The sequence below is a fragment of the Flexivirga caeni genome (assembly GCF_003724155.1).
Lineage (GTDB): Bacteria > Actinomycetota > Actinomycetes > Actinomycetales > Dermatophilaceae > Flexivirga > Flexivirga caeni.
In genome coordinates this window covers 11,858-27,235 of the sequence record NZ_RJJQ01000018.1, presented here as the reverse complement: position 1 = coordinate 27,235, position 15,378 = coordinate 11,858, and the positions used below count along the sequence as shown (strand labels likewise).

Genomic DNA, 15,378 nt, shown 5'->3' with positions numbered 1-15,378 from the left:
CCCAAGGCTCGACCGTCGAGAGTTCGGGACACGTTTCCACCCGACCCGCGTCCCCACAGCGCGACCGTTGCCGGTTACGCACGCCATACGCCCCCGGAGCCGAATGGCATCGATATTCGTTGCAGTGAATATGCCTTGTAGGTCATACTGAACAAATGATCATCGACGCTCCGGCCGAGTTCTGGGACTGGGTCGACCGGCTGGAGGTCGAAGCCATGAACGGTAGTCGCCGAGCCGGAGAGAAGTTGGATCTCGTGCAAGCACTGCTTGAAGAGCTGGAAGATTTGAAAAGAGCACCAACAAAGGAAGACGAGACCGCCACCCTGAAGTGGGTACGTCAGTCCCGGCGAAATCTGCTATGGCGAGTTGCTCATCCGTACCGAGAGGGCGTTGCGGTGCGTCTGATCTGCTGGTTTCCCCCACGTGATGACGAGACCGTAGTAGTCGCCCTGTTTGCAGGAGACAAGGCGCCGATCGGCGATGTCTTCTACGACAGCGTCGGACACCGTGCCGATCCGCTAATCGAGCAGTGGAAGCGTGAAGTGCAAAGGAGCAGGACCAATGAGTGAGAGCACAGCAACCCCCGCACCGGCCGCACCCAGCCGGGGCTTCACGCGCGGAACCGAACGACTCAGCAAGCTACGCCAGCGATCGGGAGCGTCGGCGCGGGTGGCCGAGATCAGGGCGGATATGCACGCGGCTGACCGCACCTATGCCATGAACATCGCGGCCATCCGCGCTGCAGCTGGTCGCACGCAGGTGGAGGTAGCCCAGCGCCTGGGCGTTGGGCAGAGCGTGGTGTCCCGCACGGAACACAGCGACGACATGCTCCTCTCCACACTCGGAAACTACCTTGCGGCTACCGGCGCCGAGTCGGCGCGCATCGTCGTGAGGGTCCACGGTGTCGACGTCGAGCTGGAACTCTTCAGCTCGGCGATCGAAGGAGCGAGCACCGAGGACGGTCCGCTCTGAGAAGAGCCACTGCGCCCGACTGAATCGACTGCTCCCGTGGCCGTCGGGTGTCCCAGCGACGTCCAGGGCATCCTGGGCCGCGCACGCTGTATGACGGGCAAAGCCCAGCGGAACGACCTTGCCGTGACCTCGTTCGGCATCAATAGTGGAGGGAACATCGACGAAGGAGATCGACGTGGCGAACAGCGAACAGTTCAAGAAGAACGCCGAGGACGCCGCACAGCAGGCCAAGGAGAAGGCCGGCCAAATCGCGCACGACAATCGCGACAAACTGGCAGGTGCGCTCGGCAAGCTGACATCGGCGATCGACAAGAAGACCTCGGGCAAGTACCACGACACACTGGCCAAGGCTCAGGATGCGGCGCTCAAAGGCGCCGACAAGCTGGCCGAGCAGCGTCCCAACGCCGGCGACGAACACTCGGACCAGCCGGGCGACGACGGGCGGACCCCACCGAGCGGAGCCTGAGCGTCACCGGCGCGCTGCCGCCGAAAGGGGCTCTCCTGGTTAAGCTTCCGCATGCTTCTCGAAGCGGGCATCACGGGTCTGTGTCCTTCGACATCTACTTCCAGCGATTCGCGGGCGGCGACGCGGCAGCCGGTGGCAGGGAGGCGATGCGCGCTGTACTCGAACCACATGCCGAGGTCGGGGACGACGGCTTTCTGCACGTAACCTTCGGCGACGGCACGGCCGACGTCTATCTCCATGACGACGGCATGCTGGCCAACCACGTGTCCGGCGGGGACCCGTGGGAGCTACTCGTGCGTGGAGCCGCTGCGGCCGATTGGGTGATCATGCCGGTGGGCTGCCCGGCGTGTCTCACGGCATCCGGGTAGGCACGCGAATTGCCTGCCGAACTGTCCGCGGACGGCGTCGTCGTGGTCGGCTCCGGCGCGGACCTACTCGCGGTTCGTTTCACTTGATCGAGCGGACCTCTTCTGCAACGAGGGGACCCACAATCCGGTCCACTTTTCGGGTCCGCTCAATACGTTGTGGGTCCGCTCGATCTACCCCGGCCGGCGCAGCTGTTCCCCCGCTCGGCGGGCCGCCCGTCATACGGCCACGGGAATGGACTGTCACCGCCGACGCTTAGAGTTGATAGGTCTTCCAGCTTTCCGGGGGACGCACCACCACCCTCGAAGGACCCCTCTTGGAACTGCAAGACGTCAACCCGTGGCGCGCGCTGATCGCCCTGTGCATCGGCTTCTTCATGATCCTGGTCGACTCGACCATCGTGTCGGTCGCGACGCCGGCGATCCAGGAGGGCCTGCACACCGACATCAACAGCGTGGTGTGGGTGACCAGCGCCTACCTGCTGGCGTATGCCGTGCCACTACTGGTCTCCGGCCGACTGGGCGACCGGTTCGGGCCGCGCAACCTCTACCTGGTCGGTCTGGCCGTCTTCACGCTGTCCTCGTTGTGGTGCGGCCTCACCGGCAGCATCGGCATGCTGATCGCGGCACGTGTGGTGCAGGGCGTCGGTGCCGCGATGATGACCCCGCAGACGATGGCAGTCATCACCCGCACCTTTCCGGGCGAGCGCCGAGGTCAGGCGATGAGCCTGTGGGGCGCCGTCGCCGGGGTCGCGACGCTGGTCGGTCCCGTGCTCGGTGGCATCATCACCGAGAACTGGGGCTGGGAGTGGATCTTCTACGTCAACGTGCCGGTCGGCGTGATCGGCTTCGCCCTCGCCTGGTGGCTGGTGCCCAGCCTTCCGGTGCACTCGCACTCGTTCGACTGGCTCGGTGTCGCGCTCAGCGGTGCGGGCTTGTTCTGCATCGTCTTCGGCATCCAGGAAGGCGAGAGCTACGACTGGGGCACGATGTGGAAGTTCATCTCGGTGCCGTTGCTCATCGTGCTCGGTGTCGTGCTGATGGGCGCCTTCGTCTGGTGGCAGGGTCACACCAAAGTCGACCCTCTGGTGCCGCTGGAGCTGTTCAGGGACCGCAACTTCAGCCTCGCCAACGTCGCCATCTGCGTCGTCGGCTTCGTGGTCACCTCGTTCGCACTGCCGATGATGATCTACGCCCAGGTGGTGCATGGTCTCTCGCCGATCCAGTCGGGCCTGCTCTTCGTGCCCATGGCACTGCTGTCCGCGGTGCTCTCGCCGGTGGTCGGGCACCTGGTCGACCGCTACCACCCGCGCCTCATCGCCGGGTTCGGCCTGATCTGCCTGTCTGCCGGGCTCTGGTGGCTCGGGGCCATCCTCGGCCAGCACACGCCCATCTGGCAGCTCGTCCTGCCGCTGATCGTGCTCGGCCTCGCGAACGCGTTCATGTGGGCACCGATCTCGGTGACCGCGACGCGCACCCTGCCGCCGCACCGTGCCGGCGCCGGGGCGGGTGTCTACAACATGACCCGGCAGATGGGCGCGGTCATCGGCAGCGCCGCCATCGCCGCCGTCATGCAGGCCCGGCTGACGCACCACCTGGGCAGCGCCGCCGGCAACTTCTCCGCGACCGAGGGTCACCACAACGTCCATCTTCCGGCGCTGGTCGCGCACGGGTTCTCCCGCGCGATGGGTGAATCGATCTACCTGCCCGCCGCGGTCGCCGTGCTGTCCGTGATCGCCGCCCTCGGCTTCCGCAATCCGCACGTCAAGCAGCCGGAGAAGCCGGCCGGGCGACACCGCGCAGGGCGAGTGCGGGCCGGCGACCTGGTGTAGCCCAACCGACTCGTCTCGGACAGCACGCGCCTGCGATGCTGACGTCATGGCATCCAACGGCGCAACCCGCCCTTCCCATCAGCACGACGATGACGCGAACTACTTCGAGGCGTCCGCCTGGCAGGAGAGATATGCCGGTGCCGACTCGATCTGGAGCGGCGACCCCAACCCGCAACTGGTCGCCGAGGCGAGCAAGCTGACGCCGGGCACGGCGCTCGACGTCGGCTGCGGCGAAGGCGGTGACGTCATCTGGCTCGCGCAACACGGGTGGCACGCCACGGGCGCGGACTTCTCCAGCAACGGTCTCGCGCGCGCGGCGCAGCACGCGGCAGCCGCCGGAGTCGCGGACCGCACCGACTGGTGGCACGTGGACGCCCGCGAGTTCGACGCCCGAACACGCGACGGATCCGCAGGAACGGCAACCGTTTTCGACCTGGTCACGACGCACTTCCTGCATCTGCCCGACGGCGGAATGGTGGACGGGGTTCGCCGGCTGGCCGGTGCGGTCGCACCTGGCGGCCATCTCCTGGTGGTCGGTCATTCGCCGGACGGGCATTTCACCGAACTCAGCGGGGAGAGGCGGCGGGCGATGTTCCTGGCCGCCGAGCTGGTGCCTGGCCTGCCGGACGGGTTCGAAGCACTGGTCGTGGAGCAGCGGCCACGGACGGTGGTCCGCGACGGGCAGCGCTACGACATCGCCGACTCGACACTGCTCGCCCGGCGCGTCACCGCGCACTGAGGACCGCACCCGCCGCCCTCAGCGCGCGAGCAGCACCGTAATCAGCGCGAGCGCTGGAAGCGTTCCCTGCGTCGCAGCAGCCCTGGCCTTGGACCGGTCGCTGGCGACCAGCACGAGCGCGGCGGCCAGCATCGACCCCGCACCCGCAACCGCGAGCGCGACCGAGGCGGCATACGGGCCGGTCGCGCGGACGACCACGGACGCCAGCACGACGACCGCCAGGAACAGGTTGTAGAAGCCCTGGTTGAACGCCAATGGCCTTGTCTGCTCTGCCTGTTCGGCGCTGGTGCCGAAGGTCGCCCGCGTGCGAGGAGCCGTCCAGGCGAACGACTCGAGCCACCAGATGTAGACGTGCAGCAGAGCGGCGAGCACCAGCAGCACGGAAGCGACGGTCGACATGACGCGAGCCTACGTGGCACCGGCGCCGCCGGGACGCCGATGGGGCACGTGCCACCGGCACGTGCCCCATCGTTCGGTTGCCGGCGAGCTACTTGATCGCGCCTTGTGTCACGCCGGACAGCACCCACTTCTGGGCGAAGAAGTAGACGATCAGCGTTGGCAGCATCGCCATCAGGTATGACGCGAACGCCACGTTGTAGTTGGTCGTCAGCGAGGTGCTGAAGATCTGCTGCACCACCGGGAGCGTCTGGTCGTGCGGACTCGCGGTGATCAGTGACGGCATCATGTAGTCGTTCCACGAGGCGATGAACGCGAAGATCCCGACCGTGGCGTTCATCGGCCCGAGCAGCGGCACGATCAGCCGGCGGAAGGTCTGCCAGGTGGTGCACCCGTCCAGGCGTGCACTCTCCTCCAGCTCGTAGGGCACCGAGCGCAGGAACGCCGAGTAGAGCAGGATGTTGAAGCTCAGCCCGAAGAGGATGTGCAGGATCGCCACACCCGCGGGATTGTCCAGGTGCAGGATCGCGGTCAACTTCACTTGCGGCAGCGCGACCACCGGGAACGGGATGAACATCGCGCCGAGCAGGTAGAAGTAGGAGTAGCGGAACGCCTTGCGATCCCAGTTGCGGACGATCGCGTATGCCGCCATGGACGAGATCACCAGCTCGCCGATCACGGCGATGATGGCGATGATCAGCGACATGCTCAGCGCACGCGGGTAGTTCACCAGATCCCAGGCGGCCTGGAAGTTGCTGAACTTGAACGGATTCGGCAGTGACAGCCCGTTGCCGGCAGCCGCCTGGTGGTCCGTCTTCAGCGCCATGGTGACGCCGAGGTAGAGCGGGATGATCACCAGCAGGCTGAGCACGCACAGGACGATCGTCAGCTTGTCGTTATGGCGTTCCCTGACCTTGCGGATTCGCCCGCCGCCGGTGGGCGCACTTGCTTCGTAGGTTGTCATGAGAACGAGACCTCCCGGCCCTTCATCAGCCGCAACTGGAGCAGCGCGATGATGACGGTGATGATGAAGAAGATGACCGCGTTCGCCATCGAGTAGGCGTAGTCGCCGCTGTTGAACCCGTTGAACAGGCCCATGGCGACACTGGTGGTCGACGTTCCGGGGCCGCCTCCGGTGAGACCGACGACAACGTCATACACGTTCAGGTAGTTCTTGAAACTCAGGATCGTGTTGATCACGACGTAACCGGCCATCAGCGGGAAGGTGATGCTGCGGAACTGCCGCCACGAGGTAGCGCCGTCCATCGCGGCTGCCTCGTAGACCTCACCGGGTATGGCGACCAGGCCCGCCAGGTAGATCACCATCGCGCTTGGGATGGTCTGCCAGGCCGTCACGATCACGACGCCGAGCCAGGCCCAGTGGGAGCTGGCCAGCATGCTCTGTCCGCCGAAGATGGACGGGATCTCGAATCCGAAGATGTATTGGAAGACGTAGGCGACGACGATCCCGGACAGCACCATCGGCACGAAGAAGATGCTGCGCAGGGTTCGCTTGAACCGGATCTTGGAGTTCAGCGCGACCGCGAGGAACAGCGCGCATACGTTGACCACGACGGTGGTGACCACCGCGAAGAGGAGCGTGAACTTGTAGGACCCCATGATCGTGGAGTCGTGGAAGAGGGAGTCGTAGTTCTTGAAGCCGATCCACTTCCACGCGCCGAACCCGGCGTAGTTGGTGAAACTCAGCACCATCCCGACCAGGCCGGGCAGCGTGATGAAGATGGTGAACAAGGCGACCGCGGGGAAGAGCATCAGAGTGTAGGTGAGACTGGCCCTGCTTCGTGTCCTCGGCTGCTTCGCCGCGGACGATCTCGTTGCTGTGCTGGCACTCATGTCGACCTCTCAGCCCGCACTCCGCTGGGCGCGATTGGCCCATGCGGTGTCAAGTTTGTTCAGGAAACTGTTGATGTTGCTGCTGGTGTCCCTGCCGTCGAGCAGCATCGCCTGGATCCAGTTGCCGAAGGCAATGCTGGAGGAGATGAAGGTCGTCGCTCCCTGGTAGATCTTTCCGTCGGCCACGTACTGCGAGATGCCCACGACCCGCGGGTCGTTCTGGATCGGCGCGTCGAGCGTCGGCGCAGTCGCCAGCGCGGACTTGTTGTAGGCGTTGATGATCTCCGGCTGCATGAGCCACTGGAGCATGGTCCGCGCCTCCTCCTGGTGCGAGGAGGCGTTGGGGATCCACAGCGCCAGGTCCAGGTTGGCACGCACCTTCCGGTCGTTCGGATTGTCCGTGAGCGGCAACGCGAACGTCTTCAGGGCGACCTTGGGGTTTGCCTGCGACAGCGGCAGCAGCGCCCAGGGTCCCTGGAAGTACATCGCGGCGCCCTTGCCGTTGAAGAACTGGCTGTTGCCGATGTTGTAGCCCAAGCTCGGTGCGTTGGAGTTGCGGAACTTGTAGAGCTGCAACATCTTCGAGCACGCGTCGGCGAAGTTCTTGGTGAACGAGACCGGCGAGTTCTTGTTGACGTTGCCGCCGGCCGCGGTGAGATTCTTGAAGAACTCCGCGACGTTGATGGAACCGCCCACGCAGTAGTCGAAGATGCCCTGCTGCAGGGTCCACAGATCCATGTCGGTGTAGTAGATCGGGGTGACCCCGGCCGCCTTGAACTTCGCGCACGCGGCGAGCAACTCGGTCCACGTCGTCGGGATCGCGACGTCATACTTGCTGAACAGGTCCGGCCGGTAGATCACCCCGGCCGCCGCCACGGAATAGGGCAACGCGCAGGTCTCGCCCTTCCAGGTCGCGAACTGACTGACCAGATCCTGCATCGCCGGCTTGATCTTCTTCGCCTGCGGCAGATCCGCCAGGTTGCTGAGCGCGCCGCGGGCCAGGAAGTTGGCCGCCTCGAGCTGGAAGTTGTAGCACGCCAGGTCGGGCGGATCGCCGCGAACGAACTGCGGTGTCAGCGGAGTCGTCGAGGAGTTCTGCGTCGCGTGGATCTTGGGGTGGCTCTTGTTGAACTGCGAGACCAGCTTGTTGAAGTAGGGGATCACCTCGGGCTTGTTCTCCAGGAAGGTGATCTGGGTTGCCCCGCTGCTCGAACAGCCGCTCAGCAAGCCACTGCCGGCGACACCGGCAGCACCGAGAGCGGCCCACGACAGGACATTGCGTCTGCTAGGCCCTGGACGCCCCGTAGGCGGTGCCATGTGACCTCCGAAATTCGACTAATTTATTGCAGTCATTTATAAATGACCCTCGCATATTGTGAGTGTGGTGTGGCTCACTGTCAAGGGTTGGAAACCCGGGGTCGCGCAGAGCCCGCGCGCCAAGGATGATGGCGTAGTGAACACTCGCCTCGACCTCCCTGCGGCACGGCAGGCGTCGGCCCTAGCCGTGCTGGCAGCGTTGCGGGCCGGCACGAGTGCAACCGCGGGCGAACTCATCGAGAGCACCCAGCTGTCGCGTCCCACGGTGCTCAACGCATGTGACGATCTGATCAGGATCGGATGGGTGCGTGAACTCTCGGCCAGCCGCAGACCTGGACCGGGGCGCCCGGCGCGCAGCTTCAGCATCGATGGCTCGGCCGGTCTGGTCGGCGGGGTGGACCTGGGCCAGAGCAGCATCAACGTCGCGATCGCCGACCTGCGCGGAGCGGTCATCGGTGAGTCCGGCGGCCGACTCCACCCGAATGCCTCTGCCGCCACCCGAATCGGCGCGATCCAGCGGCACCTCCTCAGTGCGTGCGAACGCGCGGGCGTCTCTCGTGACCGGCTGGCGTCACTGACCATCGGTGTCGCCGCGCCGGTGCTCGGTGACCGCATCAGCGCGCAGTTCGGCTATCTCCGCGATCTGCCGAAATCCGCTCTCCGGCAGACGATCTCAGCGTTCCTGCCGCATACGACGGTCGAGCTGGAGAACGATGCGAACCTTGCTGCCCTGGCCGAACGCAGCGAGGGGGCGGCCGTGGGCGAGACCAACCTGGTCGCCCTCCTCGCCGGCGAACGGCTCGGTGCCGGTGTCATCACCGACGGGCACCTGCTGCACGGAGCACGCGGGGCAGCCGGCGAAGCGGGCGCCGCAGGATTTCTGCTCGGCGGCTCACCCGACGGCGCCGGCCGCCTGGTGCGAGTCGCGGCCCATGACGCGGCCGAGCGCAACCCCCACCGCTATGCGGCGCTGGCCGAACGCGCGGCGGTTGCCGGCGGTCTGACCACCGCGGACGCTTTCGAGATCGCCGCGACCGATCGCGCCACCCAACGGCTCGCCGTCAGTGCCCTACGGCCTGTCGCGCGGACGATCGCCGCGCTGCACCTGCTGCTCGACCCCGAGCTCGTGGTGATCTGCGGGGCAGTCGCGGCGGCCAAAGACGTGGTGCCGCTGATCCAGGAGGCGCTGCCGGACCACGTCGAACTGACCAGCCGGCCCGCCCGGATCGTGGCGTCACCCTTGGGCGGGCGCGGGGTGCTGATCGGTGCGCTGACGCTGGCGCGGCATACCGTATGGCGCGAGCTCGGCCTGGCCGACGACCCCGCACCGTCAGCGGCCGACTGAACCGTCGCGGTGCAGGGTGCGGCCGTCAGGACCTCAGCCAGGCCGTGGTCTCCCCAGGCAGCGTCCGGCCCTCGAAGTCCTCACTGGCCAGCAGGATTTCGCCATCCGGGAGCTCGGTCGGCGTGCTGCCGAAATTGGTCACGTTCACCCACCCGTCGGGTCGCCGGAAGGCCAGCACGTCGTCGCGGCCAGTCTCCAGCCAGTCCAGGTGCTCCCCGGACTGCAGCCGGTGCCGCAACTCCAGTGCCCGGCGGTAGAGGTGCAGTGTCGATGCCGGATCGCCTTCCTCCGCCTCGACCGACCACTGCGCGAACCAGGCCGGCTGCGGCAGATGGGGTGCCGCGGCACCGAAGCCGTGTGACTCCCCCGCCTCGGTCCAGGGCAGCGGCACCCGGCAGCCGTCCCGGCCGACGCTCACGCCGGGGCTGCGGAAGAAGGTCGGATCCTGCCGGTCCGCCGCCGGTATGTCGGCAACCTCCTGCAGGCCGAGTTCTTCGCCCTGGTAGAGGTATGCCGAGCCGGGCAATGCGAGCAGCAGCATGGAAGCCGCCCGCGCTCGGCGCTCACCGCGGTCGCGATCGAGCACCGGCTCGACACCCCCGGTCAGCAGCCAGGCCCGCCCGGGCTCCGTGATCGGCCGGCTGTCCGGGCCGTGCTCGGCCGGCGGCAGGCCGTAACGGGTCGCGTGGCGGACGACGTCGTGGTTGGACAGCACCCAGGTGCTGGACGACCCACTCTTTGCAGCGAGTTCGAGGTTGGCGTCGATGATCCGGCGGAACTGCGCCGCGTCGAAGTCAGCCTGCACCAGGTCGAAGTTGAAGGCCTGGCCGAGACTGGTGGGACTGGCGTAGAGCGGCACCCGGTGCGTCTCGACCCATGCCTCGGCGACGGCGGTGCGCGGCGGGTCGTAGGAGTTGAAGACCTCCCGCCATTCGGCATAGATCTCGTGCACCTCGTCCCGGTCCCAGATCGGGTGGTTTCCCGTGCCGCGAGGCAGCGCAAGGAGGTCCGCGGTGCTGGGCAACGGGTCGCTGAGGTCCTTGGTGAGCGCGTGCGCCACGTCCACGCGGAAGCCGTCGACGCCCCGGTCGGACCAGAAGCGCAAGGTCTTCAGGAAGTCGTCGCGCACCTCACGGTTGGCCCAGTTCAGGTCGGGCTGTTCCGGGGCGAACAGGTGCAGGTACCACTGGCCGTCGGCAACGCGCTCCCACGCCGACCCGCCGAACATCGAGGTCCAGTCGGCCGGCGGCTCGCTGCCATCCGGGCCGGTGCCCTCGCGGAAGATGTAGCGGTCGCGCGCCGCTGACCCGCGGCCGGCTGCCAGCGCCTCCTGGAACCACTCGTGGCGGTTCGAGGTGTGGTTGGGCACGATGTCGACCACGACCTTGATGCCTCGCGCGTGCAACGCCTCGACCATGGCGTCGAAGTCGTCCAGGCTGCCGAGCCGGGGGTCGACATCGCGGTAGTCGTCGACGTCGTAACCGCCGTCGGCCAGCGCCGACGGGTAGAACGGGCTGAGCCACACGGCATCGACGCCGAGCGCGGCCAGGTAGTCCGCGCGGCTGATGATGCCTTGGACGTCACCCAGGCCGTCGCCGTTGGCGTCGGCGAAGCTGCGCGGATAGATCTGGTAGACGACCGCCTGTCGCCACCAGTCTGCTGCATCGGTGGAAACGACTTCGGCGACGACTTCTGTCACGGACGGACCCTTCGTGGTAGCAACCTTATTTCTAAGGGCACAAAATTATTACCCCGATGCGTCGATGGCAAGCCCATCTCAGCGAGGCTAGCCGTGGGTCGCATCGACCACCCAAACCAGCCTTCCACCGCCGAGCGGGGTACTAACCCACCGAGCGGGGTACAAATCCGGGCCGTGAACGCCCGCGGATCTACCCCGCTCGGTGAGGATCTACCCCGCTCGGCAAGGCCGATTGCTCGACCTGCCCCTTCGCGTCACGTCCAGGCGCACACCCTTGACGAGCGGGAGCAGGGCGCGCGGCGAGCGTTCGGCGAGCACACCCTGCCAGAGACCGAGACCGTAGGCGAGATCGTCGAGGGCGCGTAACCCGATGAACCGCACCGGATCCAGCTTCGGCTGCTTGCGCCGGTGGTCCACGAGTCCCGCTGCGACGGCCGACACGAGATAGGCACGCCGGGCGCGCCTGGAGAACGGTGCGAGCGCGAGAAACACCGGCACGTAGTGGCGAGTCGCGATGGACGCGGTCTGCTCCAGGGCCGCGCGCAGCGCGACCTTCGTCAGCGCGGTGGCGGATCCGGCCGGATCGTCGGAGTCGGCGAACCGGTGCCGCAACCGGCACCACAACACCGCGGACGCCCCCGCGACCAGCACCGGGCTCCACCGCCGCTGGGCGAGCAGCCCAGCCGTCACAGCCGCCGTCCACGGGGTCAGCACGGCCGGGGCGACGGCCGAGCCGTGCCGGGTCGCCAGCGGAGCAGCACCGGTGCCGTAGAGCATCCGGCGGGCGAACCACTCATCGAAGTGCACCCGGTGCTCGTGCCGCACGCGTGCCTCCGGCTCGTAGCGCACCGCCCACTGCGCACTGACCCGCCAGACCAGGTCAACGTCCTCCGCGACCTGCATCGACTCGTCGAAACCGTTACCCAGAGCGGATTTTCGCGCAAGCAGCATCGCGCTGGGCACATATGAGACCCGAGCGTGCGGCCGCACCAGCGCCGGCTCGGCACCCAGGTCGAGAGAAGAACTCGCTGCCTCGTAGCGGTGCAGCACGCCACCGTCCGGCTCCAGGCCGAGGATCCGCGGCGCGACCAGCCCCACCTGCGGATCCACGAAATGCCGGCGCAGTAGCTCGAGCGTGTCGGCGCCGAGCACCACGTCCGAGTCGGCGAACGCCACCAGCTCCGTCGCCGCGTGCGCGAGACCGGTGTTGCGCGCTGCCGCCGGCCCGCGGGAGTGTTCGTGCCGCAGCAGTCGCGCGCCGTACCGCTCGCAGACGACGCGCAACGCGGCCGGGTCGCGGGAGCCGTCGTCGACCACGATCGCGGGCACCCCGGCGCAGCCGGCGAGCAATCTGTCGACCCCGTCCGGCCGGTCGCGAACCGGCACCACCAGCGTGATGTCACCGGTGCCGCCGAGGGCGGCGTCACGCCATACCGGCGCCGCCAGACCGCGATCGAGCAGGGTCCGGGCCAGCACGCGCGAGGTCCGGTCCGTCACCCGCACCGCCCCGTGCGCGTCGAGGCGCGCCACCGCGGCGGAACGCAGCCGCACGATGGTGCCGGCCTCGCCATACAGCGTCCGGCCGTCGGTGCATCGATGCGTCGAGGCGCTGAGCGCGACCTCGAAACCAGTTGGCAGAACGTCCGATTCAGACACGGCCGAAGCCCGCGTCGGCCGGCAGGATCGCGCCGTGCACCACCCGCCCGGCATCCAGCGCGAACAGCACGACGCGGGCGACGTCCTCGGGTTGCAGCGGCCTTCGCCCGTGCTGGTACTGCGCCAGCTCGGTCACGTCGCTGAGCCCGTATGCCGCGGCGGTCTGCCGCAGCATGGTGGTGTCGGTCGAGCCGGGCGCGATGCCGCAGGCCGTGACCGGCGTGCCGGCCAGATCGGCGGCAAGCGCGTGCACCACACCGACCGTCGCGTGCTTCGCGACGACGTATGGCGCCAGCCCGAACAGGCCCTTCTCGCCCGCCACGCTGGTCAGTGCGACGAATGCCGGAGACGCCGTCGCCGGACGGGTCAGCAGGTGCGGCAGCGCGGCCCGGGCCAGGTGCCACGTCGTCAGCGTGTTGAACGCCAGCGCCTGCTGCAGCGTCTCCTCGGTCGTCTCCCACAACGGGTGGCCGCCGCTGACCGCTCCGGCAAAGGCGACCACGGCGTCGATACGGCCGTGCCGCTGCACGGCGTCGGTCACCGCCGTCCGCGTCGCGGCCGCGTCGCGCAGATCCACGGACACCGTCTCCACGCCCGAAATCTCTTGCACCGCAGCGCGATCCGCGCCGTCCGCGAGTGGGTAGAAGGAGTCGCGAACATCGAAGGCATCCAGCACGACCGCCGTGTCACCGCGCGCCGCGAGCAGTCGCGCGGTGGTCGCGCCGATGCCCCGGCCGCCGCCGCCCAGCACCACCACGCGGCCGATCATCGCGGCTCCTGCGGACGCACGAGCGCTCCTCGATCGTCGACGCCTCCGTCGGTCATGGCGAGAACCTGGGTGGCGATCCGGTCGGCCAGTGCCGACAGCATGCGCTCGCCGTCCGGCGCGGTGGCCGAACGCGGGTCGCCCAGCACGCCGTTCGGGGCCACCGCTGCCACCCCGCCCTGCCGCAGTTGCGGCCACAACTGCGACGCCGGAGTGGTGTTGCCGGCCTCGGCGCGGTCCAGCCGCACGCACTCGGGCGCGATGGCCAGCAGCATCGAGGTTTCGGCATGCCCGGCGTGCGCGTCGAAACCGGGCTCGGCGCACGTGGTCCACGCGATGGCCGGGCGCTCACGCATCAAGAGGTGCACGGCCTCGATCATCGCACCGATATTGCCACCGTGGCCGGAGACCAGCACGATGCGGTCCGCCCAGCGCCGGGCCGAGCGCACCAGCTCCACCAGCACGAGGCGCAGGGCGTCGCAGCCGATCGAGACGGTGCCGTCGAAGCCCTCGTGCTCGCCACTTGCCCCGAAGTCCAGGCACGGCGCGGCCGTCGCGTCGACTCCTGCCGCACGCAGTGCAGCGGCAACCCGGTCGCACACCGCGGTCGCGATCAGCGAGTCGGTCGACAACGGCAGGTGTGGGCCGTGCTGTTCCACGCTGCCGAGCGGCACCAGCAGCACCTGCGTCCCCGTGGCCGCGGCACTCGTGACGGCGCCCAGCCGGGGCGCGTGGTTCACGATCCGGTGGGTGTGAGATCCGCTGCGTTCACGGGAGATTCGTCGCACATCGTGGTCGGCGGGCGGCGCCGGCCGATGCTGACCGGCACCGGCGCGTTGCGCACCGTGCCGCGGTGCGAATGGTCCTGGGAGGGAGCCGGCCGGTCTCCGGCAGAGACGAACTCGGCGTTGCCCTTGACGCACTCCGGGTCGGGTCCGTCCAGCGGCATACCGGTGAAGAACTTCGCCGCCATACAGCCGCCGCGGCAGGAGTCGTATGCCGAGCAGGACGTGCACGCCCCGCCGGTCTGCGGCTCGCGCAGCGAACGGAAGAGCGCGGACTCCTGCCATACCTGCTTGAAACCCTCGTCGCGGATGTTCCCGGCCAGGAAGTTGTCGTGTATGGCGAACGGGCACGCGTAGACGTCGCCGACCGGGTCCACCAGGCACACCACGCGACCGGCACCACACAGGTTGAGGCCGGGCAATGCGTCGCCGAAGGCCGCCAGATGGAAGAACGAGTCGCCGGTGAGCACACCCTCGCCGTGGGCGACCAGCCAGTCGTAGAGCTCGCGCTGCTGGTGCGGCAGCGGGTGCAGGTCCTCCCACACGTCGGCACCACGCCCGGCCGGCCGCAGCCGGGTGAGCCGCAACTGGGCGCCGTGGTCGTCGGCGATCTTCTTGAACTCATCGAGCTGCGGGATGTTGTCGCGGGTGCAGACGACGGACAGCTTGAAGTCCTTCATCCCCGCGTCGCGCAGGTTGTCCATCGCGCGCAGCGCGGCGTCATACGTGCCGGCTCCGCGGATCGGGTCGTTGACCTCCGCGGTCGCACCGTCCAGCGACACCTGCACGTCGACGTAGTCGGTGGCGGCCAGTTGCCGAGCCCGCTCGGAAGTGATGCGAAAACCGTTGGTGGAGAACTTGACTCCGACGTGATGCGCTACCGCGTAGTCCAGCAGCTCCCAGAAGTCCGGGCGTACCGTCGGCTCGCCACCGCCGATGTTGACGTAGAAGATCTGCATCCGCTCGAACTCATCGATGAGCGCCTTGCACTCGTCGGTCGTCAGCTCGCGGGGGTCGCGGCGGCCGGAGGAGCTCAGGCAGTGCACGCACGCCAGGTTGCACGCGTAGGTCAACTCCCAGGTCAGGCAGATCGGCGCGTCCAAGCCGTATTCGAAGTGGTCCACCAGGCGGGTGGCGGCCGGACGGGAGGCGACGGCGGTCATGCTGCTCCTTGACGTTGATTCGG

Annotated in this window: 16 protein-coding genes; 7 read left to right on the top strand and 9 right to left on the bottom strand. The window is 67.9% G+C overall.

The features are described from left to right. Positions 1–155: 155 nt before the first annotated feature. The 6 genes from EFY87_RS15605 to EFY87_RS15580 all read left to right on the top strand — a co-directional run bounded on the left by EFY87_RS15605 (position 156) and on the right by EFY87_RS15580 (position 4,374). Positions 156–569 carry a hypothetical protein gene (locus EFY87_RS15605; RefSeq protein WP_123272419.1) on the top strand — a complete coding sequence of 138 codons (414 nt, stop codon included), beginning with the start codon at positions 156–158 and terminating at the stop codon, positions 567–569. Further along, a complete protein-coding gene (locus EFY87_RS15600; RefSeq protein ID WP_245988690.1) occupies positions 562–972 on the top strand; it encodes a helix-turn-helix domain-containing protein in 411 nt (136 codons plus the stop codon). Before EFY87_RS15605 ends, EFY87_RS15600 begins: the two co-directional genes overlap by 8 nt. Positions 973–1,147: 175 nt before the next feature. Beyond that, positions 1,148–1,438, top strand: coding sequence for an Rv0909 family putative TA system antitoxin (locus EFY87_RS15595; RefSeq protein WP_148043365.1), 291 nt, complete (start codon positions 1,148–1,150; stop codon positions 1,436–1,438). Positions 1,439–1,518: 80 nt separating this feature from the next. Beyond that, complete coding sequence (locus EFY87_RS15590) at positions 1,519–1,806, top strand: hypothetical protein (RefSeq protein WP_123272417.1); 288 nt, start codon at positions 1,519–1,521, stop codon at positions 1,804–1,806. A gap of 314 nt (positions 1,807–2,120) precedes the next feature. Then, entirely contained in the window at positions 2,121–3,635 is a 1,515-nt protein-coding gene (locus tag EFY87_RS15585; RefSeq protein WP_181445502.1) for an MFS transporter, read from the top strand. 46 nt (positions 3,636–3,681) lie between these two features. Further along, the gene (locus tag EFY87_RS15580) at positions 3,682–4,374 is read left to right on the top strand and encodes a class I SAM-dependent methyltransferase (protein WP_123272416.1); all 693 of its coding nucleotides are present in this window, start codon (positions 3,682–3,684) and stop codon (positions 4,372–4,374) included. A gap of 18 nt (positions 4,375–4,392) precedes the next feature. Here EFY87_RS15580 and EFY87_RS15575 read toward each other — a convergent pair whose 3' ends face one another. The 4 genes from EFY87_RS15575 to EFY87_RS15560 all read right to left on the bottom strand — a co-directional run bounded on the left by EFY87_RS15575 (position 4,393) and on the right by EFY87_RS15560 (position 7,941). Then, a complete protein-coding gene (locus EFY87_RS15575; protein ID WP_123272415.1) occupies positions 4,393–4,773 on the bottom strand; it encodes a DUF1304 domain-containing protein in 381 nt (126 codons plus the stop codon). An 88-nt stretch (positions 4,774–4,861) separates the two neighbouring features. After that, positions 4,862–5,734 (bottom strand): carbohydrate ABC transporter permease, encoded by an 873-nt coding sequence (locus EFY87_RS15570; RefSeq protein ID WP_123272414.1) that lies wholly within the window; start codon positions 5,732–5,734, stop codon positions 4,862–4,864. Continuing rightward, positions 5,731–6,543 carry a carbohydrate ABC transporter permease gene (locus tag EFY87_RS15565; RefSeq protein ID WP_245988689.1) on the bottom strand — a complete coding sequence of 271 codons (813 nt, stop codon included), beginning with the start codon at positions 6,541–6,543 and terminating at the stop codon, positions 5,731–5,733. The genes EFY87_RS15570 and EFY87_RS15565 overlap by 4 nt, the downstream gene beginning before the upstream one ends. Before the next feature lie 90 nt (positions 6,544–6,633). Further along, positions 6,634–7,941, bottom strand: a complete 1,308-nt coding sequence (locus EFY87_RS15560) for an ABC transporter substrate-binding protein (protein WP_123272412.1) — start codon at positions 7,939–7,941, stop codon at positions 6,634–6,636. Positions 7,942–8,077: 136 nt separating this feature from the next. Between EFY87_RS15560 and EFY87_RS15555 the strand changes: the two genes are divergently transcribed. After that, complete coding sequence (locus EFY87_RS15555) at positions 8,078–9,286, top strand: ROK family protein (protein ID WP_148043364.1); 1,209 nt, start codon at positions 8,078–8,080, stop codon at positions 9,284–9,286. A 25-nt stretch (positions 9,287–9,311) separates the two neighbouring features. Here EFY87_RS15555 and EFY87_RS15550 read toward each other — a convergent pair whose 3' ends face one another. The 5 genes from EFY87_RS15550 to mftC form a co-directional block, all read right to left on the bottom strand. Next, positions 9,312–10,985 carry a glycoside hydrolase family 13 protein gene (locus EFY87_RS15550; RefSeq protein WP_123272410.1) on the bottom strand — a complete coding sequence of 558 codons (1,674 nt, stop codon included), beginning with the start codon at positions 10,983–10,985 and terminating at the stop codon, positions 9,312–9,314. Positions 10,986–11,195: 210 nt separating this feature from the next. After that, positions 11,196–12,641, bottom strand: coding sequence for a mycofactocin biosynthesis glycosyltransferase MftF (gene mftF / locus EFY87_RS15545; RefSeq protein WP_158607668.1), 1,446 nt, complete (start codon positions 12,639–12,641; stop codon positions 11,196–11,198). Then, positions 12,634–13,410 carry a mycofactocin-coupled SDR family oxidoreductase gene (locus tag EFY87_RS15540; protein WP_123272408.1) on the bottom strand — a complete coding sequence of 259 codons (777 nt, stop codon included), beginning with the start codon at positions 13,408–13,410 and terminating at the stop codon, positions 12,634–12,636. Before EFY87_RS15540 ends, mftF begins: the two co-directional genes overlap by 8 nt. After that, positions 13,407–14,147 (bottom strand): mycofactocin biosynthesis peptidyl-dipeptidase MftE, encoded by a 741-nt coding sequence (gene mftE / locus EFY87_RS15535; protein ID WP_220093661.1) that lies wholly within the window; start codon positions 14,145–14,147, stop codon positions 13,407–13,409. The genes EFY87_RS15540 and mftE overlap by 4 nt, the downstream gene beginning before the upstream one ends. Further along, positions 14,144–15,355: a mycofactocin radical SAM maturase gene (mftC, locus tag EFY87_RS15530; RefSeq protein WP_123272407.1), complete on the bottom strand. Its 1,212-nt coding sequence runs from the start codon at positions 15,353–15,355 to the stop codon at positions 14,144–14,146. The genes mftE and mftC overlap by 4 nt, the downstream gene beginning before the upstream one ends. Positions 15,356–15,378: the final 23 nt, after the last annotated feature.

Excerpts from the sequence above, each read along its gene's own strand:
- EFY87_RS15605 (WP_123272419.1), top strand. The coding sequence starts at position 156 with ATGATCATCGACGCTCCGGCCGAGTTCTGGGACTGGGTCGACCGGCTG.
- EFY87_RS15600 (WP_245988690.1), top strand. The coding sequence starts at position 562 with ATGAGTGAGAGCACAGCAACCCCCGCACCGGCCGCACCCAGCCGGGGC.
- EFY87_RS15580 (WP_123272416.1), top strand. The coding sequence starts at position 3,682 with ATGGCATCCAACGGCGCAACCCGCCCTTCCCATCAGCACGACGATGAC.
- EFY87_RS15575 (WP_123272415.1), bottom strand. The coding sequence starts at position 4,773 with ATGTCGACCGTCGCTTCCGTGCTGCTGGTGCTCGCCGCTCTGCTGCAC.
- EFY87_RS15570 (WP_123272414.1), bottom strand. The coding sequence starts at position 5,734 with ATGACAACCTACGAAGCAAGTGCGCCCACCGGCGGCGGGCGAATCCGC.
- EFY87_RS15565 (WP_245988689.1), bottom strand. The coding sequence starts at position 6,543 with ATGCTCTTCCCCGCGGTCGCCTTGTTCACCATCTTCATCACGCTGCCC.
- EFY87_RS15560 (WP_123272412.1), bottom strand. The coding sequence starts at position 7,941 with ATGGCACCGCCTACGGGGCGTCCAGGGCCTAGCAGACGCAATGTCCTG.
- EFY87_RS15540 (WP_123272408.1), bottom strand. The coding sequence starts at position 13,410 with ATGATCGGCCGCGTGGTGGTGCTGGGCGGCGGCGGCCGGGGCATCGGC.
- mftC (WP_123272407.1), bottom strand. The coding sequence starts at position 15,355 with ATGACCGCCGTCGCCTCCCGTCCGGCCGCCACCCGCCTGGTGGACCAC.